Source organism: Caballeronia jiangsuensis, assembly GCF_046030135.1.
GTDB classification, from domain to species: Bacteria; Pseudomonadota; Gammaproteobacteria; order Burkholderiales; family Burkholderiaceae; genus Caballeronia; species Caballeronia jiangsuensis.
Genome location: NZ_JAQQDB010000025.1, coordinates 29,404 through 55,126, shown reverse-complemented (window position 1 = coordinate 55,126; position 25,723 = coordinate 29,404). Strand labels below are relative to the sequence as shown.

The 25,723-nt window shown below is 62.1% G+C and carries 27 protein-coding genes and 1 pseudogene; 5 read left to right on the top strand and 23 right to left on the bottom strand.

Going from position 1 to position 25,723, the window contains the following annotated elements; translation table 11 throughout:
* Positions 1-76: 76 nt before the first annotated feature.
* From PQR08_RS24570 to pilM, 4 genes and pseudogenes are all read right to left on the bottom strand, one after another.
* A pseudogene (locus PQR08_RS24570) lies at positions 77-1,537 on the bottom strand (type IV pilus secretin PilQ).
* Positions 1,538-1,584: 47 nt separating this feature from the next.
* Complete coding sequence (locus PQR08_RS24565; protein WP_408162548.1) at positions 1,585-2,454, bottom strand: type 4a pilus biogenesis protein PilO; 870 nt, start codon at positions 2,452-2,454, stop codon at positions 1,585-1,587.
* Positions 2,451-3,134: a PilN domain-containing protein gene (locus PQR08_RS24560; protein ID WP_408162546.1), complete on the bottom strand. Its 684-nt coding sequence runs from the start codon at positions 3,132-3,134 to the stop codon at positions 2,451-2,453. The genes PQR08_RS24565 and PQR08_RS24560 overlap by 4 nt, the downstream gene beginning before the upstream one ends.
* Positions 3,131-4,132 (bottom strand): type IV pilus biogenesis protein PilM, encoded by a 1,002-nt coding sequence (pilM, locus tag PQR08_RS24555; protein ID WP_408162544.1) that lies wholly within the window; start codon positions 4,130-4,132, stop codon positions 3,131-3,133. Before pilM ends, PQR08_RS24560 begins: the two co-directional genes overlap by 4 nt.
* A gap of 247 nt (positions 4,133-4,379) precedes the next feature.
* On the opposite strand from pilM, the gene PQR08_RS24550 reads away from it, so the two are divergent.
* Positions 4,380-6,788 (top strand): penicillin-binding protein 1A, encoded by a 2,409-nt coding sequence (locus tag PQR08_RS24550; protein ID WP_187609314.1) that lies wholly within the window; start codon positions 4,380-4,382, stop codon positions 6,786-6,788.
* Positions 6,789-6,839: 51 nt separating this feature from the next.
* On the opposite strand, the gene cyaY is transcribed toward PQR08_RS24550, so the two are convergent.
* The gene (gene cyaY / locus PQR08_RS24545; RefSeq protein WP_035506719.1) at positions 6,840-7,157 is read right to left on the bottom strand and encodes an iron donor protein CyaY; all 318 of its coding nucleotides are present in this window, start codon (positions 7,155-7,157) and stop codon (positions 6,840-6,842) included.
* A 35-nt stretch (positions 7,158-7,192) separates the two neighbouring features.
* Here cyaY and lptM point away from each other — a divergent pair, with 35 nt between their 5' ends.
* The gene (gene lptM / locus PQR08_RS24540) at positions 7,193-7,501 is read left to right on the top strand and encodes an LPS translocon maturation chaperone LptM (RefSeq protein WP_035506721.1); all 309 of its coding nucleotides are present in this window, start codon (positions 7,193-7,195) and stop codon (positions 7,499-7,501) included.
* Between the two features lie 36 nt (positions 7,502-7,537).
* Positions 7,538-8,800: a diaminopimelate decarboxylase gene (gene lysA / locus PQR08_RS24535; protein ID WP_408162542.1), complete on the top strand. Its 1,263-nt coding sequence runs from the start codon at positions 7,538-7,540 to the stop codon at positions 8,798-8,800.
* Between the two features lie 48 nt (positions 8,801-8,848).
* Here the strand turns inward: lysA and msrQ are convergent, their stop codons facing one another.
* The 5 genes from msrQ to PQR08_RS24510 form a co-directional block, all read right to left on the bottom strand.
* Positions 8,849-9,499 (bottom strand): protein-methionine-sulfoxide reductase heme-binding subunit MsrQ, encoded by a 651-nt coding sequence (gene msrQ, locus PQR08_RS24530; protein WP_238295332.1) that lies wholly within the window; start codon positions 9,497-9,499, stop codon positions 8,849-8,851.
* A 3-nt stretch (positions 9,500-9,502) separates the two neighbouring features.
* Positions 9,503-10,495, bottom strand: coding sequence for a protein-methionine-sulfoxide reductase catalytic subunit MsrP (msrP, locus tag PQR08_RS24525; protein ID WP_238295331.1), 993 nt, complete (start codon positions 10,493-10,495; stop codon positions 9,503-9,505).
* 147 nt (positions 10,496-10,642) lie between these two features.
* Positions 10,643-11,845: a c-type cytochrome biogenesis protein CcsB gene (ccsB, locus tag PQR08_RS24520; RefSeq protein WP_408162539.1), complete on the bottom strand. Its 1,203-nt coding sequence runs from the start codon at positions 11,843-11,845 to the stop codon at positions 10,643-10,645.
* Between the two features lie 4 nt (positions 11,846-11,849).
* The gene (locus PQR08_RS24515; RefSeq protein ID WP_408162537.1) at positions 11,850-14,081 is read right to left on the bottom strand and encodes a cytochrome c biogenesis protein ResB; all 2,232 of its coding nucleotides are present in this window, start codon (positions 14,079-14,081) and stop codon (positions 11,850-11,852) included.
* A 176-nt stretch (positions 14,082-14,257) separates the two neighbouring features.
* Entirely contained in the window at positions 14,258-14,932 is a 675-nt protein-coding gene (locus PQR08_RS24510) for a c-type cytochrome (RefSeq protein ID WP_408162535.1), read from the bottom strand.
* 301 nt (positions 14,933-15,233) lie between these two features.
* Between PQR08_RS24510 and yihA the strand changes: the two genes are divergently transcribed.
* Together yihA and hemB are read left to right on the top strand one after the other, a co-directional pair.
* The gene (gene yihA / locus PQR08_RS24505; RefSeq protein WP_408162534.1) at positions 15,234-15,896 is read left to right on the top strand and encodes a ribosome biogenesis GTP-binding protein YihA/YsxC; all 663 of its coding nucleotides are present in this window, start codon (positions 15,234-15,236) and stop codon (positions 15,894-15,896) included.
* Positions 15,897-16,152: 256 nt separating this feature from the next.
* Complete coding sequence (gene hemB, locus PQR08_RS24500) at positions 16,153-17,151, top strand: porphobilinogen synthase (RefSeq protein WP_408162533.1); 999 nt, start codon at positions 16,153-16,155, stop codon at positions 17,149-17,151.
* A gap of 55 nt (positions 17,152-17,206) precedes the next feature.
* On the opposite strand, the gene dsbD is transcribed toward hemB, so the two are convergent.
* From dsbD to rpsE, 13 genes are all read right to left on the bottom strand, one after another.
* Entirely contained in the window at positions 17,207-19,039 is a 1,833-nt protein-coding gene (gene dsbD / locus PQR08_RS24495; RefSeq protein WP_408162531.1) for a protein-disulfide reductase DsbD, read from the bottom strand.
* Positions 19,032-19,364: a divalent-cation tolerance protein CutA gene (cutA, locus tag PQR08_RS24490; protein ID WP_408162530.1), complete on the bottom strand. Its 333-nt coding sequence runs from the start codon at positions 19,362-19,364 to the stop codon at positions 19,032-19,034. Before cutA ends, dsbD begins: the two co-directional genes overlap by 8 nt.
* Before the next feature lie 154 nt (positions 19,365-19,518).
* Positions 19,519-19,914, bottom strand: coding sequence for a 50S ribosomal protein L17 (gene rplQ, locus PQR08_RS24485; RefSeq protein ID WP_408162528.1), 396 nt, complete (start codon positions 19,912-19,914; stop codon positions 19,519-19,521).
* Between the two features lie 139 nt (positions 19,915-20,053).
* Positions 20,054-21,031 (bottom strand): DNA-directed RNA polymerase subunit alpha, encoded by a 978-nt coding sequence (locus PQR08_RS24480; protein WP_035506743.1) that lies wholly within the window; start codon positions 21,029-21,031, stop codon positions 20,054-20,056.
* Positions 21,032-21,165: 134 nt separating this feature from the next.
* Entirely contained in the window at positions 21,166-21,789 is a 624-nt protein-coding gene (rpsD, locus tag PQR08_RS24475) for a 30S ribosomal protein S4 (RefSeq protein ID WP_035506745.1), read from the bottom strand.
* Positions 21,790-21,939: 150 nt separating this feature from the next.
* Entirely contained in the window at positions 21,940-22,344 is a 405-nt protein-coding gene (rpsK, locus tag PQR08_RS24470) for a 30S ribosomal protein S11 (protein WP_035506748.1), read from the bottom strand.
* Positions 22,345-22,372: 28 nt separating this feature from the next.
* Positions 22,373-22,738 carry a 30S ribosomal protein S13 gene (rpsM, locus tag PQR08_RS24465; protein WP_008344037.1) on the bottom strand — a complete coding sequence of 122 codons (366 nt, stop codon included), beginning with the start codon at positions 22,736-22,738 and terminating at the stop codon, positions 22,373-22,375.
* Positions 22,739-22,779: 41 nt separating this feature from the next.
* On the bottom strand, positions 22,780-22,896 hold the full coding sequence (rpmJ, locus tag PQR08_RS24460) for a 50S ribosomal protein L36 (protein ID WP_004199844.1): 117 nt from the start codon (positions 22,894-22,896) through the stop codon (positions 22,780-22,782).
* 20 nt (positions 22,897-22,916) lie between these two features.
* Positions 22,917-23,135, bottom strand: a complete 219-nt coding sequence (gene infA, locus PQR08_RS24455; RefSeq protein WP_004521905.1) for a translation initiation factor IF-1 — start codon at positions 23,133-23,135, stop codon at positions 22,917-22,919.
* Positions 23,136-23,143: 8 nt separating this feature from the next.
* The gene (gene secY / locus PQR08_RS24450) at positions 23,144-24,490 is read right to left on the bottom strand and encodes a preprotein translocase subunit SecY (RefSeq protein ID WP_187609326.1); all 1,347 of its coding nucleotides are present in this window, start codon (positions 24,488-24,490) and stop codon (positions 23,144-23,146) included.
* Positions 24,491-24,531: 41 nt separating this feature from the next.
* The gene (gene rplO / locus PQR08_RS24445) at positions 24,532-24,966 is read right to left on the bottom strand and encodes a 50S ribosomal protein L15 (RefSeq protein ID WP_035506750.1); all 435 of its coding nucleotides are present in this window, start codon (positions 24,964-24,966) and stop codon (positions 24,532-24,534) included.
* Positions 24,967-24,997: 31 nt separating this feature from the next.
* Entirely contained in the window at positions 24,998-25,180 is a 183-nt protein-coding gene (gene rpmD, locus PQR08_RS24440) for a 50S ribosomal protein L30 (protein WP_028199571.1), read from the bottom strand.
* A 10-nt stretch (positions 25,181-25,190) separates the two neighbouring features.
* Entirely contained in the window at positions 25,191-25,709 is a 519-nt protein-coding gene (rpsE, locus tag PQR08_RS24435) for a 30S ribosomal protein S5 (protein ID WP_008343875.1), read from the bottom strand.
* Positions 25,710-25,723: the final 14 nt, after the last annotated feature.

Here is a 25,723-nt window from a genome sequence, read left to right as displayed (position 1 = left end):
GTATCGAATTTCTTCGTGCGGCAGCTTAAGGGCAAACCGCCCGCTTTGTCGAGTCGCGCCGCCCGCGAGCCGGCGTTCAGCCGCTCGGCGCGATCACACGCGGCGTAATCAATATGACGAGTTCGCTCTTCGAGCTGCGCCGCGCGTCGTGACGGAACAGCCAGCCGATCACCGGCAATTTGGACAGTCCCGGCACACCGGTCGTGTCCTGTCGCTCGTCATCGGAATAAATGCCGCCGATTGCCACGGTGCCGCCGTTTTCCACTTCCACGCGCGTCTGCACATGCTTGGTCTGGATGGCCGGCCCGTTCGCCGTCTCCTCGCCGAGGCTGTCTTTCGTGATGTCGAGATCGAGAATGACGTGGCCATGCGGCGTGATCTGCGGCTCAACCTCCAGTTTGAGCGTTGCGCGCCGAAACTGCACGCCCGACACGCCGTTGCCGACCTTCGCCTGATACGGCACGTCCATGCCCTGCTCGACGATGGACTTCATCCGGTCCGCCGTCACGACGCGCGGACTCGAGACGATTTGTCCGCGCCCTTCCGCCTCCAGCGCGCTCAGTTCGACATTGAGCAGCCGGGTCGCCTGCGCGACGAACAATGTGAGCCCGGCGGTCGCCGCGTCGAAACCGTTGATCGGCCCCGCCGACAGATCGTATACCACACCGTCCTTGCCGCCCGCCAACCCGGTCGAAGGATCGTTCTGCGACGCGACGCCCAGCTTGACGCCGAGATTGCGCGACAGCCCCGCCTCTCCCTCCACGATCTTCGCCTCGATCATCACCTGCGGCGTCGCCTTGTCGATCAGCGCGATCAACTCGGCGATCTGCCGGACGCGTGCGTCGAGGTCGGTGACGAAGAGCAGGTTCGTGCGCGCATCGGCGATGGCGGAGCCGCGTTTCGACAGCACGCGCTGGCTGCCCGAGCCGGTCAGCATCTTGCGGAGGTCTTCCGCGCGCGAATAGCGCAGCACGAACGTACGGCTCGCGAGCGGTTCGAGATCCGCGGCGCGCGCGTGCGCCTCGAAGCGCAGCTTCTCGCGCGCGGCGAGTTCGGCGAGCGGCGCGACCCAGATCACGTTGTCGTGCTGTTCCATCGCGAGACCGTTGACTTCGAGGAGCGTGTCGAACGCGCGGCGCCACGGCACGGCGACGAGATTCATCGACACCTATCCGCGCACCTTTTTGCTCGCGACAATGTTCAGTCCCGTGAAGCGCGCAAATGCGTGCAGCGCGGCGCCGAGGTCGGCGTTTTTCAGATCAAGGGTGATCGGCTTGCCGTCGTCGTTTCCGTCGTGCTTTGCCCGGCTCAATCGTTCGAGTTCCGGCAAAGGCACCGGCGGGCCTTCCAGTGCGTCCGCTGTTTCGGCCGTGGCCTTTTCGGGCGCGGCGACTTCCGCGCTTGGAGGGACGACCGGCGCGTCCGGTACGAGCGGATCGACAGACTGTGCGTCGAACGATGCGGGCAGCGGCGGCAGGGGCGCGATGATCGCATCGGCGCTTTCGGCTGCGAGCGCCACGTGCGCGACCAGCAGCACCGCCGCGCCCGCTGCCGCGAATCTGCGTAATAGCTTCGCGAACTGGCTCACTTGCGATCCTCCGCGAATGTAAGTTTGCGCGAAATGCCATCGGTACGAGCGAGCTCGATCGCACGCGGCATGACGCGCCCGAGCCATTCGTCACCGATCTTCTGGCCCGGCGCAAAGCCATCGACATCGCGGCCACTCTGCAACAGCGCCATCGCGCGACGGCGTCCGACGAACGTGCCCACGAGCAGCATGTCGCCGTTCTGCGTCGCGGCATCCGCGTTGCCGAACGGATCGACGACGAACGCATCAGCGCGCGATGCCGTGGCGGGCGATATCGCCGGCAACGTCTCGAAGATGCGCAGCGTCGCTTCGATGGCGAGCGTGCCCGGCTGTCGTTTGATCTGCACGCTTTCCGGCACGACGAGCCGTGGCAGGCCGGCGAGCGCTTCCAGGAAGCGCCGGATTTCGGGAAAGGCGCCGTCGGCGCGCAGTCTGAGTGCGCGCTCCGGAATCGGCTGAGCCACCTTCGGCTCACCGACCTTGACCGCAACCGGCTCGATATCCGCAACGCGCAGACCGCTCTGCGCCGCCAGATCGGCGATGGCGCGCAACGCGTCGGCGGCGCTCCAGTGCTCCGGCTCCATGCGGCCCGACGCCGCCCGCGCTCGCAGATCCGGCAGTTCCGCCGCGATGCGCCCCGCGTCATGCACCTTCGTTTGCGTCGCCGCCCACGCGACGCGGCCCGCATCGAGCTGGTTCGCGTCGAACGTGCGCCAGGCTTGCAGACCGAGTACGAAGGCGAGCAGACCCAACGCAATCGCAACGCACGCGGTCCGGCGTCGCGACCATTCGTCGAGCGGCTGCAGGATGGACGGCGCGCGGCGCGAACGCGTATTCGCGGCGAAGTTCATCGAAATCGTGCTCATGGCCGTTTCTCCTGCGTGGCAGCGCGCGTGGCTGTCAATATCGGACGCGCCTGACGCGACGTGGCTTCATCGCGCGAATGCTCCGGCGCGTACCGCACGAGCGCCACGAACTCGAAATGCGCGGAATGCTCTCCGACAATCGGCGACGCGCCACGCTTGCCCGACGGCGCAGGTTCCGCGCGCCGCTTCATCTCGATCACTTCCACCGCCTGCACGCCGCGCACGCGTTCCAGCCGCTTGAGCCATTGCGCGGCCGCCTGCGAATCGGGAGCGAGTGCGGCAAGCTCGACCTCGTTCGTTCTCTGCGACACGCGTTGAAGCGCGACGCCGCGTTGCAGAGGCGCGTCCGCGAGCGCTTCGAGCAGTGCGAGAAAGCGCTCGCGCGGCAAGGCCAAAGGCTGCGCGGCCTCACGCGCGCGCCGCCGATCCGATTCGGCGCGAACGAGGCGCGCATGTTCTTCGATCTGCGTGCCCGATGTGCGCAGCGACGCCTCCAGCGCCATGCGTCGCTCGTCCAGACGGGCGCGCTCGAACGTGTCCCAGCCGGCCACGGCGCCGACAGCCGCGCAGCCTGCCAGCGTCACCGCGCCGAGCAGCGCCAGCCGCTGACGCCGCACTTCGCGGCGTTTTCGCGCGCGATACGGCAGGAGATTGAAACCGTCGAGCATGGCGGCGCTCACTGCATCACCTCGCGCAAGGCCAGCCCGAACGCGGCCGCGAAGCGCGGCGAATGCCGGTGCGCGGCCTGGATGTCGGAAGCGCCGTTGCAGTACGGCGCGGCCTCGAAAGGCAGCGCGGGGCAGTTGAAGGTCTTGCCCAGAACCGGAAGTGGAAGGCTCGCGTGCGCCAGCAGCTCGATCTGTCCGCCGACGTAGATGCAGTCGAGCGGCGCATCCTGGCCAGCGAGTTCGTGCAGGGCGTCGGAAATACTCCGATGTTCCGGCGCGGGATATCGGATTTCATTTTCGACGCCGCGGCCGCCGACGAGCCAGCCATGAAGCCCGGTGCTTTCCAGCCAGCAGACGAGATAGCGCGCGTCCGCGTCCAGTTCGACCGAGCCGGCATGGCGCATTGCGCGCAACGCGGCGGCCGGTTCGCCGTCGATGGCGGATAACGCGATGCCCGCCTCCGCCGCCGTTTCGACGCGCGCCTCGACATGCCGTCGCGCCGTGGCTGCGATCGCGACCTGCGCCTCACCGTCCTCCCGGGCCTGCACGGACCAGTCCACCGCCAGTGCGCCCCGCTCGATCCCCGCCGCGCGTTCCGCCTCCATGAGCACCGCCGGTTCGAGCATGCCGCGCGGATCGCCGCCGATGGCGCCCGCGAGCTGCTCATCGGTGTCGATCAGACGCGCGAGCGGAATCTGCATCGTGAGCGTCGCCGACGCGGGCAAGCCCATCGCGCAGCGCAGCGCCCGCCACGCGCCGCTTTCCGGCAAGCGCCCGAACGCCTCGCGCAAAGCTTCGACGATCGCCTCGCGATCGTCGAAATCGCCGTCGATCACCGCGCCCGACGGCAACGCCACCGAATCCAGATGTTCGACGCACACCGCAGCATTCGCTCTCAATCGTCTGCTCACGATGGCGAGCCGCCCCGCGTCCTCGCCCACGTCGATGCCCGCCGCGTAGCGTCGCGTGACCGTCAGCATCGTGCCGCGCAGCGTGTTTTCCTTACTCATCAGCCACTCCTTCCATTCACTCGCGCACCGAACCGTTCGGGCGCTTGACGTGGAAAGATTGTCGCGAGCGTGATCGGCGGCGAACACTCGGCCGAACGGCCAACGCTCACGATAGAAGGATGCTTCCCTGCACGATCGCGCGTATCTTGAAGACAGCGGCCAGAACGCGCGAACGGCGCGCCGAAAGGCTTCGGAAAAGTCGCAAAACCGGACAGCTATAATCGCGTGACCGTTTTTGGTGGTGCCAATGCAATCCTCTTCCTCGTCTAACCCGCCGTCCACGCCGCCCGAGAGGCCCAAAAAAGCCAAGCGCCCATGGTGGGCGCGGCTCATGCTCGGATTTTTCGTCAGTGTGTTCGCGCTCGTCGTCTGCGCGGGTCTCGTGCTCGGCTACGCGCTCGTCGTCGCGATGCCGAATCTGCCTTCGCTCGAAGCGCTCACCGACTACAAGCCGAAGGTGCCGCTGCGCATCTATACGGCGGATCACGTTCTGATCGGCGAATTCGGCGAAGAGCGCCGGAGCGTCGTGCGCATTCAGGACGTGCCCGATCATCTGAAAAAAGCCGTGCTCGCCATCGAGGACTCGCGCTTCTACGATCACGGCGGCGTTGATCTCACCGGCATTCTGCGCGCGGGCTCGGTTGCGCTGACCAACGGCCACGCGTCGCAGGGCGCGAGCACGATCACGATGCAGGTCGCGCGCAACTTTTTCCTGTCGAGCGAGAAGACCTACACGCGCAAGATTTACGAAATGCTGCTCGCGTACAAGATCGAGCGCGCGCTGACGAAGGATCAGATTCTCGAGGTCTATATGAATCAGATCTATCTCGGGCAGCGCGCGTACGGTTTCGCGAGCGCCGCGCGGGTCTACTTCGGCAAGGATCTGAAAGACGTCACGCTCGCCGAGGCCGCGATGCTCGCGGGCCTTCCGAAAGCGCCGTCTGCATATAACCCGGTCGTCAATCCGAAGCGCGCGAAAGTGCGGCAGGAGTACATCCTGCAACGCATGCGCGAGCTGAATTTCATCACCCAGGCGGACTACGACCAGGCCGTGAATCAGCCGCTCGTCGTGAAGGGACAAGGCCGCGAATTCAGCGTGCACGCCGAGTACGTCGCGGAAATGGTGCGCCAGATGATGTACGCGCAATACCGCGAGGAAGCGTACACGCGCGGTCTGAACGTCGTGACGACAATCGATTCCGCCGATCAGGACACCGCCTATCGCGCGTTGCGCAACGGCTTGATGGACTACGAGCATCGGCATGGCTATCGCGGGCCGGAAGGCTATATCGATTTGCCGAAGGATGCCGATGACCGCGAGCAGGCCATCGACGACGCGCTCGCCGAGCATCCCGACAACGGCGAGATCGTCGCGGCGGTGGTGACGTCGGCGAGTCCGAAGGAAGTGAAGGCGAGCTTCATCGACGGCAACACGGCGACCATCACCGGCAACGATCTGCGCTTCGTCCAGTTCGCGCTGAGCTCGCGCGCGCAGCCGAATTCGCGCATCCGCCCGGGCGCGATCGTGCGTCTCATGAAGAACGACGACGGCAACTGGATCATCACGCAATTGCCGCAAGTCGAAGGCGCGTTCGTCTCGATGGTGCCTCAGGACGGTGCGATCCGCGCGCTCGTCGGCGGCTTCGACTTCAACAAGAACAAGTTCAATCACGTCACGCAGGCATGGCGTCAGCCGGGTTCGAGCTTCAAGCCGTTCATCTATTCGGCGTCGCTCGAAAAAGGTCTTTCGCCCGCCACGATCATCAACGATGGCCCGCTCTTCTTCAGCGCCGCTGAGACCGGCGGCCAGGCGTGGGAGCCGAAGAATTACGGCGGCGGCTTCGACGGCCCGATGTCGATGCGCTCCGCGCTGCAGCGCTCGAAGAACATGGTGTCGATTCGCATCCTGAGTCATATCGGGACGAAGTACGCGCAGCAGTACATCACGCGCTTCGGTTTCGATGCGGACCGCCATCCCGCCTATCTGCCGATGGCGCTCGGCGCGGGCCTCGTCACGCCGCTGCAAATGGCGGCGGGCTATGCGGTGTTCGCGAACGGCGGTTATCGCGTGAATCCGTATCTGATCGCCGATATCACCGATCCGTACGGCCGCGTCGTGTCGCATCCGCAGCCGCTCGTCGCACAGCAAAGCGCGCCGCTCGCGATCACGCCGCGCAACGCGTTCGTGATGAACAGCCTGTTGCAGAGCGTCGCGCAGCACGGCACGGGCTCGAAAACGAATCAGTTGAAACGCGGCGATCTCGCCGGCAAGACGGGCACGACGAACGATTCGCGCGACGCGTGGTTCGCCGGTTATCAGCGCACGCTCGTCGCGATTGCGTGGATCGGCTATGACAATCCGCGCACCCTCGGCGACAAGGAAACCGGCGGCGGCCTCGCGTTGCCGGTATGGATGGATTACATGAGCCGCGCGCTGAAGGGCGTGCCCGAGTACAAGCCGATGATGCCGCCCGATATCACGCCGCTCGGCAACGAACTGTACTACGACGACATGACGCCGGGACACGGCTTCGTCGCAACCATCGGCGTGAGTCAGGCGCCGCCGCAGGAAGGGGTGTCCGGTGTGACGGCGCCGGCGCCCGAAGTCGGCGAACAGGAGAAGCAGGACATCATGAATCTGTTCAAGGGGCAGTAGTCCTGCCTGCGACATTCGAAGCGAGCGGACCATGCGGTCCGCTCGCTTTTTTTACGCCTTGAATTTGATCGGCTCGCCGGCCTGTTCGCTCGAATACTTGCTCAGCGTGGCAAAGAATTCGCTGTTGTCGCGCGTGTCGCGCCAGGCGCCGTCGACGTACTTGTAGTGAAAACCGCCCGCCTTCGCCGCGAGCCAGATCTCGTGTTTCGGCGGCTGCAGGTTCACGATCACCTTCGTGCGATTCTCGAACTCCAGCGTCAAAACATTGCCGCTGCGCTCGAATTCGATATCGGCTTCGGCTTGATCCACCGAGCGTTCGATGGCGGTCAGCGCGGCCTCCGCCAGCGTCAGGTATTCCTGGTCTGTCATGCTAAACTCCATCGATTCAACGTTTAGGGACGGTCATGCGAGTCGTTTTCAGGATGAGCGCGATTGTAGCGGCTTTGAGCATCGGCGCCGCGGCAACGATCACGCTGGGCGGTTGCGGGCAACGCGGTTCGCTCTATCTGCCGAAGGTGCCCCCGCTACCGCAACGTCCAAACGATCTCCAGAATACGCCGCCTTCGAATGTCACTCCGGGCAGCGAAACCGCATCGCGTGCGGGCAGCATTCCGGATACGTCCGGTCAGCCCCTGTCGCTCTCGCCCGAGACGGACCTGAAGACCAGCCCCAACGCCGCATCGGCGCCGAAAGCCGCGTCGTCCGCTTATTGATCCCCAAGCCTTCACGGCGCATTTTCGATTCCACGCATGAGTGATTCCGCATTCCACTACGTCGACGGCGTGCTGCACGCCGAAGGCGTTTCAGCCGCGTCGCTCGCGGAGCAGTTCGGCACGCCCCTCTACGTCTATTCGCGCGATGCGATAACACGCGCCTATCGCGCCTACGCCGATGCATGCGCGGGCCGTCACGCGACGGTACACGTCGCGGTGAAGGCGAACAGCAATCTCGCCGTGCTCAACGTGTTCGCGCGCATGGGTTCGGGCTTCGACATCGTGTCGTCGGGCGAACTCGCGCGGGTGCTCGCGGCGGGCGGCAAGGCGGAGAATACGGTGTTTTCGGGCGTCGGCAAGTCGGCGGCGGAAATGCGCGAAGCGCTCGAAGCAGGCGTGAAGGGCTTCAACGTCGAGTCGATTCCCGAGCTGCACGCGTTGAACGAAGTCGCGGCATCGCTCGGCAAGACAGCGCCGGTTTCGTTGCGCGTGAATCCCGACGTCGATGCGAAGACGCATCCGTACATCTCCACGGGCCTCAAGTCGAACAAGTTCGGCGTCGCGTTCAGCGATGCGCGCGCGACCTACGCGCAAGCGCATGCGATGTCGAACCTCGATGTCGTCGGCATCGACTGTCACATCGGTTCGCAGATCACCGAGATCAGCCCGTATCTCGATGCCGTCGACAAACTGCTCGAACTCGTCGAGCAGATCGAAGCGGACGGCATGCACATTCATCACGTCAATGTCGGCGGCGGTCTCGGCATCACGTACGACGACGAAACGCCGCCCGATATCGGCGAGTTCGTGAAGACGGTGCTCGATCACATCGAGAAGCGCGGTCACGGTCAGCGCGAAGTGTATTTCGAGCCGGGACGTTCGCTCGTCGGCAATGCCGGCGTACTGTTGACGCGCGTGGAGTTTTTGAAGCCGGGCGAGGAAAAGAACTTCGCCATCGTCGACGCCGCCATGAACGATCTCGCGCGTCCCGCGATGTACGAGGCGTTTCATCGCATCGTGCCGGTCGTGAAGCGCGACGCGCAGGCGCACAAGTACGATGTCGTCGGTCCGGTCTGCGAAAGCGGCGACTGGCTCGGGCGCGACCGTGAACTGGCCATCGAACCGGGCGACCTGCTCGCGATCTGCTCCGCGGGCGCGTACGGCTTCGTGATGAGCTCGAACTACAACACGCGTCCGCGCGCAGCCGAAATCATGGTCGATGGCGAACGCGCGCGTCTCGTGCGTGAGCGTGAAGAAGTGAAGCAGTTGTTCGCCGGGGAATCGATTCTTCCGGACTGAAGCTTCGTGCGCTTCAACGAAAAAAGCGATGCCTCGGCATCGCTTTTTTTATGCGCGCCGCCGTGTCGCTCGCGTTCGAAGCCACGCAATCACGCGCCAGCCGAGCAGGACGATCACGATCGAGCCGTAGATCTTAGGCAGTTCGAAATCGTGCTTGCCCGCCTTCATCCACCAGAAATGCAGGATCGCGAGCGCGGCGATCAGATAGATCGCCCGATGCAAGGTCTGCCAGCGGCGGCCGAGTTTTCTGACCATGACTTTCGGCGACGTGACCGCGAGCGGAATCAGCAGCACGAACGCCGCGAAACCCACCGTGATGAACGGCCGCTTGCCGATGTCCTTCAGCATCGCGGCGACATCGAACCATTTATCGAACCAGATATACGTCGTGAAATGCAGCACGGCGAAGAAGAACGCGTACAGGCCGATCATCCGGCGAAAGCGCGCGAGCGCCGTGATGCCGGTCATGCGGCGCACCGGCGTGATCGCGAGCGTGATGCACAGATAGACGAGCGTCCAGAGACCAGTCGAGCGCGTGATGAATTCGATCGGATTCGCGCCCAGGCCGCCCGTTACGCCGAGCAGCACGAGACGCGCGAGCGGAAACAGCATCGCGATGAACACGAGGACCTTCGCCGGAACGACCCAGCGAACGCCCGCGCTCGCCCGCGTGCCTTTGATATCGGAAGCGGTCGGCATCGTTCAGAAGTTCTTCTTGAGATCCATGCCCTGATACAACGACGCGACCTGATCGCCGTAGCCGTTGAACATGAGCGTCTTGCGCTTCGGTGAAAAGAAGCCGTCCTCGCCGATGCGCCGCTCCGTCGCCTGACTCCAGCGCGGATGATCGACGTTCGGATTCACGTTCGAAAAGAAGCCGTATTCGCTCGGCGCGTAGAGATTCCAGCTCGTCGGCGGCTCTTTCTCGACGAAGCGGATCTTCACGAGCGACTTCGCGCTCTTGAAGCCGTACTTCCACGGCACGACCACGCGCACGGGCGCGCCGTTCTGGTTCGGCAGCACCTGCCCGTACAAGCCGACGGTCAGGAGCGTGAGCGGATTCATCGCCTCGTCCATGCGCAGGCCTTCGGAATACGGCCATTCGAGAATCGGCGTCGAGAGTCCCGGCATCTGCGACGGATCGGCGAGCGTGATGAACTGCACGTACTTCGCACTGCCCGTTGGCTCGGCGCGCTTGATGAGTTCGGACAACGACACGCCGATCCACGGAATCACCATCGACCAGCCTTCGACGCAACGCAGCCGGTACACGCGTTCTTCGAGCGGCGCGAGCTTCAGGATATCGTCGATGTCGTAGACCTTCGGGTTCTTGATCGCGCCTTCGACAGACACCTTCCACGGACGCGGACGCAGCGTGCCCGCGTGCTCGACGGGATCGCCCTTGTCGGTGCCGAACTCGTAGAAGTTGTTGTAGGTCGTGATGTCCTTGAAAGACGTCGGCTTGTCCAGCGCGACGAACTTCGGATTGGTCTTCGCCGACGCGAGCTTCTGGCCTTTCGCATCTGGCGACGTGAGCGTCGCGTGGGCGAGGCTGCTTGCGCCGGCGAGACCTGTCGCGGCGAACGCGCCGATGGAGCGCAGCGCGCGCCGGCGATTTTCGAACACGTCGCGCGGCGTGATCTCTTGACTCGCGATGTCATCGCCATACAGATGGCGATTTCGTTTGATCCACATTTGCGTTCCTTCCATTGCGACGCTCGGGATGTCGCCGCTGAATGCTCATAAGGGGAAAACAGCAGTCCCGACGCGAGTATTCCACCGCGAAACGAAAAAAAACCGCCAGCGTGATGCGTGGCGGTTTTTTAAAGTCGAAACAACCGATCAGAGCTTGCCGTAACTATGCAAGCCCGACAGGAACATGTTCACGCCGAGGAAGGCGAACGTCGTGACGATCAGGCCGGTCAGCGCCCACCACGCCGCCGCCGCGCCGCGCAGGCCCTTCATGAGGCGCATGTGCAGCCACGCCGCGTAGTTCAGCCACACGATCAGCGCCCACGTTTCCTTCGGGTCCCAGCTCCAATAGCCGCCCCATGCTTCCGCGGCCCACAGCGCGCCGAGAATCGTCGCGATGGTGAAGAACGCGAAGCCGACGGCGATCGACTTGTACATCACGTCGTCGAGGACTTCGAGCGACGGCAGGCGGTCCGCCATGAAACCGCGCTGTTTCGCGAGATAAGCCACCGAGACCATTGCCGAGAGCGCGAAGCTGCCATAGCCGATGAAGTTCGCCGGCACGTGGATCTTCATCCACCAGCTTTGCAGCGCGGGCACGAGCGGTTGAATCTGCTGCGCGTCGCGGGCGACCGAGTACCACATCAGGAAGCCGACGGCCGCGCTGATCACTAGCAGCACGAAACCGCCCATCTGCCGCGTCGAGTAATGCTGCTCGTAGTAGAGGTAGAACAGCGCCGTGATCAGGCAGAACAGCACGAACACTTCATACAGATTCGAGATCGGAATATGGCCGACGTCCGAGCCGATCATGTACGACTCGTACCAGCGCACCATCAGGCCGGTAAAGCCCATCAGCACCGCGACCCACGTCATGCGCGAACCGATCGCGCCGCCGGTCTGCGAGCGTGTCACGAGTCCGATCCAGTAAAAGAGCGTCGCGAGGATGAAGAGCGCGCTCATCCACAGGATCGCCGATTGACTCGACAGGAAGTACTTGAGGAAGAAATTGGTGTCGGCGCGGGCGAGGTCGTGCTGATAAAGCTGGATCGAAAACAGCGCGAGCACCGCGATCATCGCGATCAGCAGACGCACCGGTTTCCAGCGCCAGCCGAGCACGACGAAGGTAGGCACTGCGCCGACCAGCACCGCCGTGTCGTACACGTCCATGTACGCGTGATAGCGGTTCAGCGCGAAACCCGCGCCTGCGACCATCGCGAGGGCGAAGAGCCAGTCGATCGGCGTCAGCCGGCGCAGGAACGGACGATCGTCGAACACGGCGACATCGGGAAGGCCGGGTGCCGGACGTTCCGTCTTGGCGGAGGCGTGGGAGGAAGTCTGTGTGAGGTCCATGATCTTACCGTGTCGAAACTTCCGAGCTCGGGGTCTCGGATTGCGAGTGCTGGGGCGCACTGGGTGCCGGGGACGGATCAGCCGGTTCTGTCGGCTTCGCGCCGAGCGCCGCCGCGATCTGCGCGCGCGTGCGGACAAACTCCTTCTCGAAATCGAACGTCCGGCGCGCCGTGGACATCGCCATCAGCACGCTCGCGCCGCCCTGCCCTGCATCTTTGAGCCAGAACCAGAGCCGGCGTTCGCGGACGTAGAACATCGAGAAAATCCCGACGACCAGCAGAAGGCTGCCAAGATACACCAGATTTTTACCCGGCGCGCGCGTCAGCTGGAATACCGAAGCTTGCACCTGCTTGAAGTTGTCCAGTTGCAGAAAGACGGGCGAACCGTACAGAAAGCTATCGGAAAGCGCGTTGATGGATGATTGAACGAACGCGGAGTTCTTTTCATCCACTTTAGCGTCGGGCTGGCCGTTTTGCTCTCGGGAAATCTGCCATACGTCCCACATCGCGCCTTCGAGCATGCGCATCAGGAGGCCCGCCGCTTTTTCCTGCTCGCCCTTCGGCACCAAACGGTCGATGAACGTCGCGATGCTCTGGAAACCGCCAATCATCTGCGGATTCGTCGTCGCCTTGCCCGTTTCGTCGACGCCCGCGAAGAGATTCAGCACGCGAACCGCGCTCTCTTCCAGATGCTTCTGCAACTCGCCGTTTTCCTGCGGAACCGAGCGCAGCGCAAACCGGTGCGCGGCTTCGGCACGCGTCGCGGGCGTGGCGAGCGCGGCGCGCAATTCCATCCACTGTTTCATCGTGCCCTGTTCGTCGGCGGGAATGCGCAGGTAACGGAACGGATCGTTCGGGCTCACGCGCATGCCCGCGAGGAACATGCGCTGGCCGCTCACGTCGACCGGCAGCATGTAGTTGCTGTACTCGCGCGCCTGGCCGTCCGTGCCGCGCACCTTGTATTGCACCGATGGGCCGATATTGCGCAGATCCGTCGGCTTCGAGGTTTTCGCGCCGGAGCCGAGACGCTCGTCGAACGCGTCGCGCAGCGTTTCGGTCTTGCCGACGCCGCGCGCGTCCGGCGTACCGCTGCCGTCGGTCATGTTCTCGACGTTAATCGCGCGGAAATCCGTGAACTCGACCGTTTCACCCTGCGCGCCGGTGAACTGCGTGCCGATCGGCGACGTGCCGCCGATCGTGCCGTTGAAAGGGGAGGTCTTCGCGCTGCCGCCGGTCATCGGCCATGCAGTCATTTCGAGCTTCGAGCCGCCATCCTGGAAACTCGACTGATAGATCGAGATGCCGTCGTACGTGAACGGCTTGTTCACTTCGACGCGCGCCGGAATGCGCTTGCCCGTCTTGTGATCGATCACGACGATGTCGCTCGCGAAGAGCTTCGGCATGCCGGTCGAGTAGTAATCGACGATGAACTTGTTCAACTGAATGGAAAACGGCAGATCCTGGATGATCGAACCGTCCTGCTGATTCAGGATCGCCGTGCCGACGTTTTGCCCTTCCGGCACCCACGCGTAGCCGCGGAACGTCGGGTTCGACGTCGAAAGGCGATGCTCGGGCGGAATGTCGTTGATGACGGCGTTGCTGTTGATCGGCGTCTTGTTGAACATCCACATCTGCAGCTTGATGGGCAGATTGCTGTCGAGTAGCCCGCCGATGCAGATCACGACGATCGCGACGTGCGCCGAGATATAGCCGATCTTCGTCATCGCGCCGCGCTTGGCGGTGATGAGCGTCGCGCCGTTGTCGGTCTCGCGCGTCTTGAAGCGGTAGCCCATCTTCGCGGCGAGCCGCTCGAGCGTCGCGGCTGTCTGCGCGCGATTCGTCGATACCGCGAACTCGCCCTTGTGATGGAACGCGCGCAGACCGCCTTCATGCACGCGATCCTTCCAGCTCTTGAGGTCCGCGATCATCTTCGGGCTGTTGCGCACGACGCACAATGAGACCGAGGTCACGAGGAAGATCAGGATGAGCATGAACCACCACGCGCTGTACACGTTGTAGAGGCTCACGCCGCGGAAGATGTCGGCCCAGAACGGACCGAACTGATTCACGTAGTTGGGGTACGGGTCTTCTTGCGTGAGCACCGTACCGATGATGCTCGCGATCGCCAGAATGACCAGCAACGCGATGGCGAAGCGCATCGAACTGACGAGTTCGACGAAATGCCTGATGGCCCGACGGCTCGACTTCGACTGCAAACCCGATGTGGTGACGCTCATTCAAACTCCGACTGGACAGCAAAAAAGGGTGGAGACGCTGGCGGTCTCATCGACCGACGTCCCACCCTTTTCTTGTTCTCGCGCCGGTCTTCTCGGATCTGCCCGGGACCGGCTTCGTAGTATGGGCGACTCCGGCGTGTGCTGCCGGAAACCGCTGGACGCTGACTGCTTGACGCTTAATGCAACCCGGCGATGTAGTCGGCAACCGCCTTCATCTCCGCTTCGTTCAGGCGCGAGGAAATCTGGTGCATCGGCTCGCTGTTGGCGCGTTGTCCCGATGCGAAGGCGTTCAACTGCGCCACCGTGTAATCGCCCCACTGCCATGACAGCCGCGGATACTGCACCGGAATGCCCATGCCCGTCGCGCCGTGGCAAGCGGCGCACGCCGGCACGCCCTTGTCCGCGATGCCGCCGCGGTAAATCTTCTGACCCAGCGTGACGTCGTTCTTGTCGCGCGCGAAGTTGGGCTTGGCCTTCTGCGACGCGAAGTACGCCGCGACGTTCACCATGTCCTGATCCGACAGCGCGCCCGCAATGCCCGCCATGATCGGATTGTTGCGCGCCGGCGCCTTCGCGCCCGGCTGCGTCTTGTAATCCTTCAATTGCTTGACGATGTATTCGGCGTGCTGGCCAGCGAGCTTCGGAAACGCGGCGCCGGCGCTGTTGCCGTCCGCTGCATGACACGCTGCACACACCCGCGTCGCGATGGCCTGGCCTCGCGCCGCATCCGGCTTCGCCGCTTGCGCGGGCTCCGCCGCGTTCACTGACATCGATACTGCTAGACCACTTAAACCCGCACCGAAAGCCGCCGCTGCCCGAATCACCACCAGAGACCTGTACAGTCGGTTCATTCGCGTACCCTGTTTTTCGTCTTGTGAGAATGTGAGGTTCTGCAAAAAACGACGGCGACCGATTATCGCCGCAAGATACCCGAACTCACTGAACGAAGAGGCTCAAAAGTGCCCCGAAAACTGTCTCGCTCCTCTGTGGGTGCCGCCTGCGGCTTGGGTCTTGCGTGCCCGTGCTGGTCTTTAAAAATCCGTCGTATTGTACAATAACCCGCTACACGCAAAGACGCCAGTCGGGGCATGCCCAGTATTTGCCGGGTTCTCAAGGCTTGAAGTTTTCGCAGCTCTTTCGATTGGGCCCGCCATGTCATTTCTGCTTCACCAATCCCGCTTCTTCACGACCGTCAATCATCTCCGCGATCTGCCGCCCACGCCGCAGCCCGAAATCGCGTTCGGGGGACGCTCGAACGCGGGAAAATCGACGGCAATCAATATTCTGTGCAACCAGAAGCGGCTCGCATTCGCCAGCAAAACGCCGGGACGCACGCAGCATATCAACTATTTCTCGGTCGGGCCGGAAGCCGCGCCGACCGGCTATCTCGTCGATCTTCCGGGTTATGGCTACGCCGAAGTGCCGGGAGCGGCAAAGGAACACTGGCAGCGTCTGCTGTCGACCTATCTCCAAAGTCGCGTGCAACTGCGCGGCATGATCCTGATGATGGATTCGCGCCGCCCGCTGACGGACCTCGATCGCATCATGATCGACTGGTTCGCGCCGACCGGAAAGCCGATTCACGCGCTGCTCACCAAATGCGACAAATTGACGCGACAGGAAATGACCAACGCCCTGCGCGCGACGAAGAAATCGCTGGCTGAATACAAGGATGCGGGCTATCGCGGCGAACTCACCGTGCAGCTCTTCTCCGCACTCAAGCGCACGGGGCTGGAAGAAGCGCACGAGCAGATCGAAAGCTGGCTGATGCCCGGTGAAGCCGGCGAGAACGCGTCAGAAGACGCAGCCGAGTGAGCCATCGCGCGCACGCGCCGGCATGAAAAAAACCCGCCGCATGACGGCGGGTTAACAGCCTAATCGAACATCGACAGGCACCCGCTCAGGGAGGAGAAGCGGGGAGTCCGGCGGCAAGCGCCTCGCTCGATCGGTATGATATACCATTGTCTCAAAACGGTTTCAGACGCGTCCAAGTGCTTGTTCGGCAAGGATTTGCGCATTTATGAAGCCGTTTTCGACCGCCCCGAAGACCACTCCAAATTCGAGTCAAGACATGAGCTTCTATCCCCACCATCGCCCGCGCCGGATGCGCCGCGATGACTTCTCGCGCCGTCTGATGCGCGAAAACCTCCTCACGACCAACGACCTCATTTATCCGGTGTTCATCGTCGAAGGCGCGAATGTGCGGCAAGCGGTGCCGTCGATGCCCGGCGTCGAGCGCACGTCCGTCGATCTGCTGATGAAAGTCGCCGAACAGTGCGTGGAATTGGGCGTTCCGGTGCTGTCGCTGTTTCCGGCGATCGAGCCGTCGCTCAAGACTCCGGATGGCCGCGAAGCCACGAACTCCGAAGGTCTCATTCCGCGCGCCGTGCGCGAGCTGAAAAAGAACTTCCCGATGCTCGGCGTGCTGACCGACGTCGCGCTCGATCCGTACACGAGCCACGGCCAGGATGGCGTGCTCGACGAGGAAGGCTATGTGAAGAACGATGAAACGAGCGAGATCCTCGTCGAGCAGGCGCGCGTGCAGGCAGAAGCGGGCGTGGATATCGTCGCGCCGTCGGACATGATGGACGGCCGCATCGGCGCGATCCGCGAGATGCTCGAAAGCGAGAGCCACATTCACACGCGCATCATGGCGTATGCGGCGAAGTACGCGTCGGCGTTCTACGGTCCGTTCCGCGATGCAGTCGGTTCGGCCGCGAATCTCGGCAAGAGCAACAAGATGACTTATCAGATGGACCCGGCCAACTCCGATGAAGCGATGCGCGAAGTGCGCATGGACATCGAGGAAGGCGCGGACATGGTGATGGTCAAGCCCGGCATGCCGTATCTCGACATCGTGCGCCGCGTGAAGGACGAATTCCGCTTCCCGACGTACGCGTATCAAGTCAGCGGCGAGTACGCGATGATCAAGGCCGCCTCGCAAAACGGCTGGATCGATCACGACAAGGTGATGATGGAAGCGCTGCTCGCGTTCAAGCGTGCGGGCGCGGACGGCGTGCTGACGTACTTTGCGCTGGATGCTGCACGAATTCTGCGAGCTTCGAAGTAAAGCTTTTTGCTCGCGATATGAAGAGGGCGATGCTCGATGCATCGCCCTTTCTTTTTTATCCGTTCGACGGCCCGACCCGGTCGAGACTCTTCAGGAAAGTATCGGCTGATTCGTACCCGACGACACGCGCGACTTCGTTGCCTTGCGCATCGAAGAAGATGATGCCCGGCGGCCCGAAAAGCCTGAAGCGCTTGAGCAGCGCCTGATCGTCGGCGTTGTTGGCGGTCACGTCTGCGCGCAGAAGATTCAGTTGCACGAGCCGCGCCTGTACGCGGGCATCGGAGAAAGTCAGCTTCTCCATTTCCTTGCAGGACACGCACCAATCGGCGTAGAAGTCGAGCATCGCAGGACGCGCGGCGGCTTTCACCGCCGAGTCCAGTTCCGCCGACGAACGCACCGGCGCGAACGTCGGTCCTTCCGCTTGTGCGTTCGCAGCCGCCGACGACGCGCCTCGGGAAGCGAGCACCGCGAGCGGGCGCAGCGGATCCGTGGAACCCGCAGCCAGGCCGACGAGCAATGTCGCCGCCCAGATCGCGAACGCCGCGGCGAGACCGCGTCCGAGTCGCTTCCAGACCCCGACAGCCGCCGATGCTCCCGATGAGAACAATCCGAGCGATGCTGCCGCGATCAACAGCCACAGCGCAGCGAGCAGCATCTGCGCGACGCCGCCGATAACAGGCCACACGATCCACAGCGCGGCCGCGAGCAGGACCACGCCGAAAAACACCTTCACGCCGTCCATCCACGCGCCGGCGCGAGGCAGGATCGATCCCGCGCCCAGGCCGATGATCAAAAGCGGCACGCCCAGTCCGATACCCATCGCGAAGAGCGCCGCGCCGCCGAGCACGGCGTTGCCGGTATGCGCGATGAACGCGAGCACCGCGAACAGCGGCGCCGTCATGCACGCACCGACGACGAGCGCGGATAACGCGCCCATCACCGCGACCGCAGCGAACTTGCCCCCGCTGCGCTTCTGCGAAGCCTCATTCACCCCGCTTTGCCAGCGTTCAGGCAGCTTGATGTCGACGCCCGAAATCAGCGCGACGGCGAACGCCGCGAGCAGCAGACCAAACGCTCCGAGCACCCACGGGTTCTGCAGCCACGCGCCGAGGCTCTGTCCGATCAGCGCAGCAACGATACCGAGCACCGTATAAACGAGCGCCATGCCGATCACATACGAAACCGACAGCGCAAATCCGCGCGAACGCGTCACGCGCGCACCTTCTCCGACGATGATCGCGGACAGTATCGGGATCACCGGATAGGAGCACGGCAAGAGGCTCAGCACCATGCCGGCAAGAAAATACATGCCGACGACCGCAAAAAATCCACCGCCTTCGAGCATGGACTGCGCGTAGTCGGCGCTGGTTGCGCGCTCGAGCCATGAACTCTCTGCGTCCGGCCTGACGGTAGTCGACGCGGCGCCCGCCGCTTGCAGCGCGTCGCCCTTCACGCGATAGGTCTTCTCCATCGGCGGATAGCAGATGCCCTGATCCGCGCATCCCTGCGACGTTACCGCGAGCTCGAATGGCCCCTTCGCCTGCGTGACGGGAATGCGGATGTGCAGCTCGCCGCGATAGGTCTCGACGTCCTTGTTGAACGTCTGATCGAAGTGGACTTTGCCCGCCGGCAGTTGCGCGGCGCCGATGGTCGCATCGCCGCTCTTCACCGCGAACGCGAAGCGCTCACGGTACATGTAGTAGCCGTCGGCGATCTTGTAGCGCACGTCCACTTCGCCGGGCTTTTCCGACGCACTGAATTTGAACGCGACATCGGGATCGAGGAAATCGTCAGCTGCGCGCGCGGCGCCCGACAGCAGTGCCAACGCTGCGAGAAACAGGAACGCGCCGAAGAATCGCCGCGAGAAAAGACGGGAAAACTCACACATGAAGAGGACGCTGCGTTTCTGCGTTGACCCATTGACCATAGCCCGGCGATGCATTCACCTGCCAGACGAGGATTTCGGGTGTCTCGTACGGATGTCGAGCCTCGACGAAGCGCTGCAATTCTTCGCTGCGCGCGATGCTCGTCTTGAACAACAATTGCACTTCCTGCGACGACTCCAGCACGCCCTTCCAGTGGTACTGCGAGGTCACCGCGCCGAGGCTCGTCACGCAGGCGGCGAGTCGCGCGTCCAGCGCCGCTTGCGCGAGCGCATCGGCCGCGGCGGCGTCAGGCAGCGTGGAAAGCATCAAAACGACGGGGACATTCACGCGGATACTCCGGAAAAACGGCAGGCTAGTTGCATATCGTAGCATCGGCGACCGACACACACTTTTACGCTTCAGCGCGCTGAAACGTCGCAGGCAGAAAGCAAAAAGGCCAAGCTTTGAGCCTGGCCTTTCTGTGAACAACTGGAAACGGAATTTATTCCGCTTCTTGCACTTCTTCCGCCTCTTCAACTTCCGGGCGATCCATCAATTGGACCAGCGCCATCGGAGCGTTGTCGCCGACGCGGAAACCGAACTTCAGGATGCTGAGGTAGCCACCCGGACGGCTCGCGTAGCGCGGGCCGAGGACATCGAACAGTTTCGCGACAGAATCACGATCGCGCAGGCGGTTGAACGCCAGACGGCGGTTCGCGAGCGACGGCTTCTTGCCGAGCGTGATGAGGGGCTCGACGACCTTGCGCAATTCCTTGGCCTTCGGCAGCGTCGTCTTGATGACTTCGTGCTCGATGAGCGAATTCGACATATTGCGGAGCATTGCCAGACGATGGCTGCTCGTGCGGTTCAATTTCCGCAGACCATGCTTATGACGCATTTCCAGTTCCTTTAACGAGTTTTGATCCAGCTCTTCTATTGCGCTCTACATCAGCGCACGGGCCGGTCGAAAATAAAGCAAGACGCGGATTTTAAAGCAGAATCCGCGTCTTTGCAAAGTTACGCAGCGACTTCGCCTATTACTTGTCGAGACCAGCCGGCGGCCAGTTTTCGAGCTTCATACCAAGCGTCAGACCACGCGAAGCCAGCACTTCCTTGATTTCGTTCAGCGACTTGCGACCCAGGTTCGGCGTCTTCAGCAGCTCGTTTTCCGTGCGCTGGATCAGATCGCCGATGTAGTAGATGTTCTCGGCCTTAAGGCAGTTCGCTGAACGCACCGTGAGTTCGAGGTCATCCACCGGACGCAGCAGGATCGGATCGATCTGCGGCGCGCGCGACGGCGCTTCTGCTGCCGCTTCCGTGCCTTCGAGCGCTGCAAACACCGACAACTGATCGACCAGAATACGCGCCGACTGACGGATCGCTTCTTCCGGCGAAATCACGCCGTTGGTCTCGATGTTCATCACGAGCTTGTCGAGGTCGGTACGCTGTTCAACACGCGCGCTTTCGACGGCGTAGCTCACGCGGCGAACCGGCGAGAACGACGCATCCAGCACGATGCGGCCGATGATTTTCGCCGAATCTTCACCGTAACGACGCACGTTGCCCGGCACATAGCCGCGACCCTTCTCGATCTTGATCTGAACGTCGAGCTTGCCGCCCTTCGACAGGTGCGCGACCACGTGTTCCGGGTTGATGACCTCGCAGTCGTGCGCGAGTTCGATATCTCCGGCCGTGACGAGTCCTTCGCCTTCCTTGCGCAGCGTCACCGTGACTTCATCGCGGTTGTGCAGCTTGAAAACGACGCCCTTCAGGTTCAACAGCAGGTTGACCACATCCTCTTGCACACCATCGAGCGTCGAATATTCATGCACGACGCCTGCGATCGTCACTTCGGTCGGCGCATAGCCGATCATCGACGACAGCAGCACGCGCCGAAGCGCGTTACCCAAGGTGTGGCCATAGCCGCGTTCGAACGGCTCCATAACCACCTTCGCATGGTTTTCACCAAGCGATTCAACCGCAATGATCTTGGGCTTCAACAAACTGGTTTGCATAGGTTTTCCTTTTCAATACCCTCGGCTCGTTACACCGATAAGGCTGACCGGTAACAACCTGAAAATAAACAGCCGAGGCCACCCCTTGCCACGAGCAATCAGGCTCCCCGGCTGTCAATCCATTACCGCCGCGATTAACGCGAATACAATTCGACGATCAGGCTTTCGTTGATGTCGCCAGCGATATCGCTACGCTCGGGCATCGACTTGAACGTGCCTTCGAATTTCTTCGCGTCGACCGACACCCAGCTCGGCATTCCGCCTTGCTCGGCCAGCGACAGGGCTTCGACGATACGAGCCTGCTTGCGCGACTGCTCACGCACGGACACGACGTCGCCCGATTTCACCTGCATCGACGGGATGTTCACGACCTGGCCGTTCACAACGATCGACTTGTGGCTCACGAGCTGACGCGCCTCGGCGCGCGTCGAGCCGAAGCCCATGCGATAGACGACGTTGTCGAGACGCGACTCGAGCAACTGCAGCAGGTTTTCGCCCGTCGGGCCCTTGCGGCGGTCGGCTTCAGCGAAATAGCGGCGGAACTGACGCTCCAGCACACCGTAGATACGCTTCACTTTCTGCTTCTCGCGCAACTGGGTGCCGTAGTCGGACGTACGCGCGCCCGAGGTGCGGCCGTGTTGGCCGGGCTTGCTGTCGAGCTTGCACTTGTCGGCGAGGGAGCGGCGTGCGCTCTTCAGGAACAGATCAGTGCCTTCACGGCGGGACAGCTTTGCTTTGGGACCGGTATAGCGTGCCACTTTGCATCCTTAAATATTGATCACGCACACTTTCGTCTGCGCTAGTCCGAACCCTTGGGGTCGAACGGTGGGCTTAGTCAAAACTTCATAACGCACGAAACCCGCCGATACTTGCGCATCGACAGGAAACATGCGGTCGCGTCGTCGACTTTAGATACGACGGCGCTTCGGCGGACGGCAGCCGTTGTGCGGGACCGGCGTCACGTCGGAGATCGCGGTGATCTTGATGCCAAGACCATGCAGCGCGCGCACCGCCGATTCACGGCCAGGACCGGGGCCCTTGATCCGCACTTCGAGGTTCTTCACGCCGTATTCCAATGCCACGCGGCCAGCCGATTCGGCTGCGACCTGAGCTGCAAACGGCGTCGATTTACGCGAGCCCTTGAAGCCCTGACCACCCGAGGTCGCCCATGCCAGCGCGTTACCTTGACGGTCAGTGATCGTGATAATGGTGTTGTTGAACGACGCGTGAACGTGAACCACGCCCTCGGCGACGTTCTTCTTGACCTTCTTGCGAACGCGTTGCGCCGCGGAGTTGTTCGAAGCCTTAGCCATTACGTTTTCCTGTAACTGTCAGTTCCGCTTACTTCTTCAGCGATTGCGCTGCACGACGCGGACCCTTGCGCGTACGGGCATTCGTGCGCGTACGCTGGCCACGCAGGGGCAAGCCCTTGCGATGGCGCATGCCGCGGTAGCAACCCAAGTCCATCAGGCGCTTGATATTCATCGTCACTTCACGGCGCAGGTCGCCTTCGACGATGAACTTACCCACTTCGTCACGCAGCTTTTCGAGGTCTGCGTCAGTGAGGTCCTTGACCTTCTTCGAAAATTCCACACCAGCTGCCGTGCAAATGCCGCGGGAACGCGTGCGACCGATGCCGAAGATTGCCGTCAGGCCGATCTCGGTATGCTGGTGATTCGGGATGTTAACCCCTGCGATACGAGCCATTGTTTTTCCTCAAACAAAAAGCGCAAGCAAAAGCGCGGCGTTCAGCCTTGACGCTGTTTGTGGCGCGGATCAGAGCTGCAAATCACGCGCACAACGCCCTTGCGCTTGATGATCTTGCAATTGCGGCAAATGCGCTTAACCGATGCCATCACTTTCATGATATTACCCTTTTTTCAAATCACTTCGCCCGGAACACGATCCGCGCACGAGACAGATCGTAAGGCGTCAATTCAACCGTAACCTTGTCGCCCGGCAGAATGCGGATGTAGTGCATCCGCATCTTTCCGGAAATATGCCCCAGGACGACATGGCCATTTTCCAATTTCACCCGGAAAGTAGCGTTGGGAAGGTTTTCGATGACCTCACCCTGCATCTGGATAACATCGTCTTTGGCCATAGTCCTTATTAACGCGTCGGGACGTTGCCACCCTTGAAGTTTGCCTTCTTGAGCAGCGATTCATATTGTTGCGACATAACGTACGACTGCACCTGAGCCATGAAGTCCATCGTGACGACGACAATGATCAGCAGCGACGTTCCACCAAAATAAAACGGCACGTTCCAGCGCAACACCAGAAACTCAGGCAGCAGGCACACGAATACGATGTAGATCGCACCAGCCAGCGTAAGACGCGTGAGGATGCGGTCGATATATCGTGCAGTCTGATCGCCCGGACGGATACCCGGAACGAAAGCACCGCTCTTCTTCAAGTTGTCGGCAGTTTCCCGGCTGTTGAACACCAGTGCGGTGTAAAAGAAGCAGAAGAACACGATCGCCAACGCATACAGCAGCACGTACACGGGTTGACCGGGCTTAAGCGCCTCGGCCACGTTGTGTAGCGTGTTTGCGAACCAGTTGGTCCGCGTACCCGAGCTGAACCAGTTCAGGATGGTTGCCGGGAAGAGAATGATCGACGACGCGAAGATCGGCGGAATCACACCCGACATGTTCAACTTCAGCGGCAGATGAGACGACTGTCCGCCGTAAATCTTGTTACCGACCTGGCGCTTCGCGTAGTTCACGAGGATCTTGCGTTGACCGCGTTCGATGAACACGACCAGATACGTGACCGCCGCGATCAACACGACGATGATGATCGCCGAGATGATGCTCATCGAACCGGTGCGAACCAGCTCGAACAGACCACCGATTGCGTTCGGGAAACCCGCCGCGATACCACCGAAGATGATGATCGAGATGCCGTTGCCGAGACCGCGCTCCGTGATCTGCTCACCGAGCCACATCAGGAACATCGTGCCCGTCACCAGCGTGACGACCGTCGTCAGCCGGAACACCATGCCGGGATCCAGGACCAGAGCCGGCTGGTTTTCCAGCGCGACCGCGATGCCGAACGCCTGGAAGGTCGCCAGAACCACCGTGAAGATACGCGTGTACTGCGTGATCTTCCGTTGTCCCGCTTGCCCTTCCTTCTTCAACGCCTCCATCTGCGGCGACACGATCGACAGCAACTGCATGATGATCGACGCCGAAATGTAGGGCATGATGCCCAGCGCAAAGATCGTGAATCGCGACAGCGCGCCACCCGAGAACATGTTGAACATGCCCAGGATGCCGCCTGACTGGCTTTGGAACAGCTTGGCCAGTTGATCCGGATCGATGCCGGGTACCGGAATATGCGCACCAATGCGGTAGACGATCAGCGCCAGCAGCAGGAATACTGCACGCCGACGCAGATCGCCGAATTTCGCCGCGCTTCGACCGGTTTTTGCGAGACTCGGGCTGTTAGCCAAGTACCTTCTCCGATGCTAGTGCTAGTAACGGCGAAAGCGCGTTACTCGGCGAACGAGCCGCCAGCGGCTTCGATTGCCTCACGGGCGCCTTTCGTTGCCGTCAGGCCCTTCACCGTGACCTTGCGCGTGATCTCGCCGGTCTTGATGATCTTTGCGCTCTTGATGAGCTCGCCGACCAGACCCGCTTGCTTCAACGCCAACAGATCGATTTCGTCGACCGGCAGCTTTTCGAGATCAGACAGGCGCACTTCACCGACGAATTCCTTCGTCAGCGACGTGAAGCCACGCTTCGGCAGACGACGCTGCAGAGGCATCTGACCGCCTTCGAAACCGACCTTGTGAAAGCCGCCCGAACGCGATTTCTGACCCTTGTGGCCGCGGCCAGCGGTCTTGCCGAGGCCCGAACCGATACCGCGACCGACGCGACGCTTAGCGTGCTTCGCGCCTTCTGCCGGCTTCAGGTTATTCAATTCCATGTTCAACTCCTTGGATCCTAGGGTCAGCCGCTTAGCCGATGACCTTAACGAGGTACGAGACCTTGTTGATCATCCCGCGCACTGCCGGCGTGTCCTGCAACTCGGAGACCGAGTTGAGGCGGCGCAGGCCGAGGCCACGCACCGTCGCGCGGTGCGTTTCGCGAGTCCCGATCAGGCTCTTGACGAGCTGAACCTTGACAGTTTTATCAGACATGGTGCCCACCTTAGCCCAGAATGTCTTCGACGGACTTCCCACGCTTCGCCGCGATGTCGGCCGGGGTCGACTGCTTGCGCAGACCGTCCAGCGTTGCGCGAACGAGGTTGTACGGGTTCGTCGAACCGTGGCTCTTGGCCACAACGTTTTGCACGCCCATCACGTCGAACACTGCGCGCATCGGGCCGCCAGCGATCACGCCGGTACCGTCCTTCGCCGGAGCGAGGAGAACCGCCGAGGCGCCATGCTTACCGTGCACTTCGTGTTGCAGCGTGCCGTTCTTCAGGGGCACCTTGAACATGTTGCGGCGGGCCTGTTCCATTGCCTTTTGAACGGCAACCGGAACTTCTTTGGCCTTGCCCTTGCCCATGCCGATCCGGCCATCACCGTCGCCAACCACGGTCAGTGCGGCGAAGCCGAGAATACGGCCACCCTTCACGACCTTGGTCACGCGGTTGACCGAAATCATCTTTTCGCGCAGGCCGTCGTCGCGTTCGTCAGCCTGAACTTTCGCTTGCATCTTTGCCATGACGAATTCTTCCC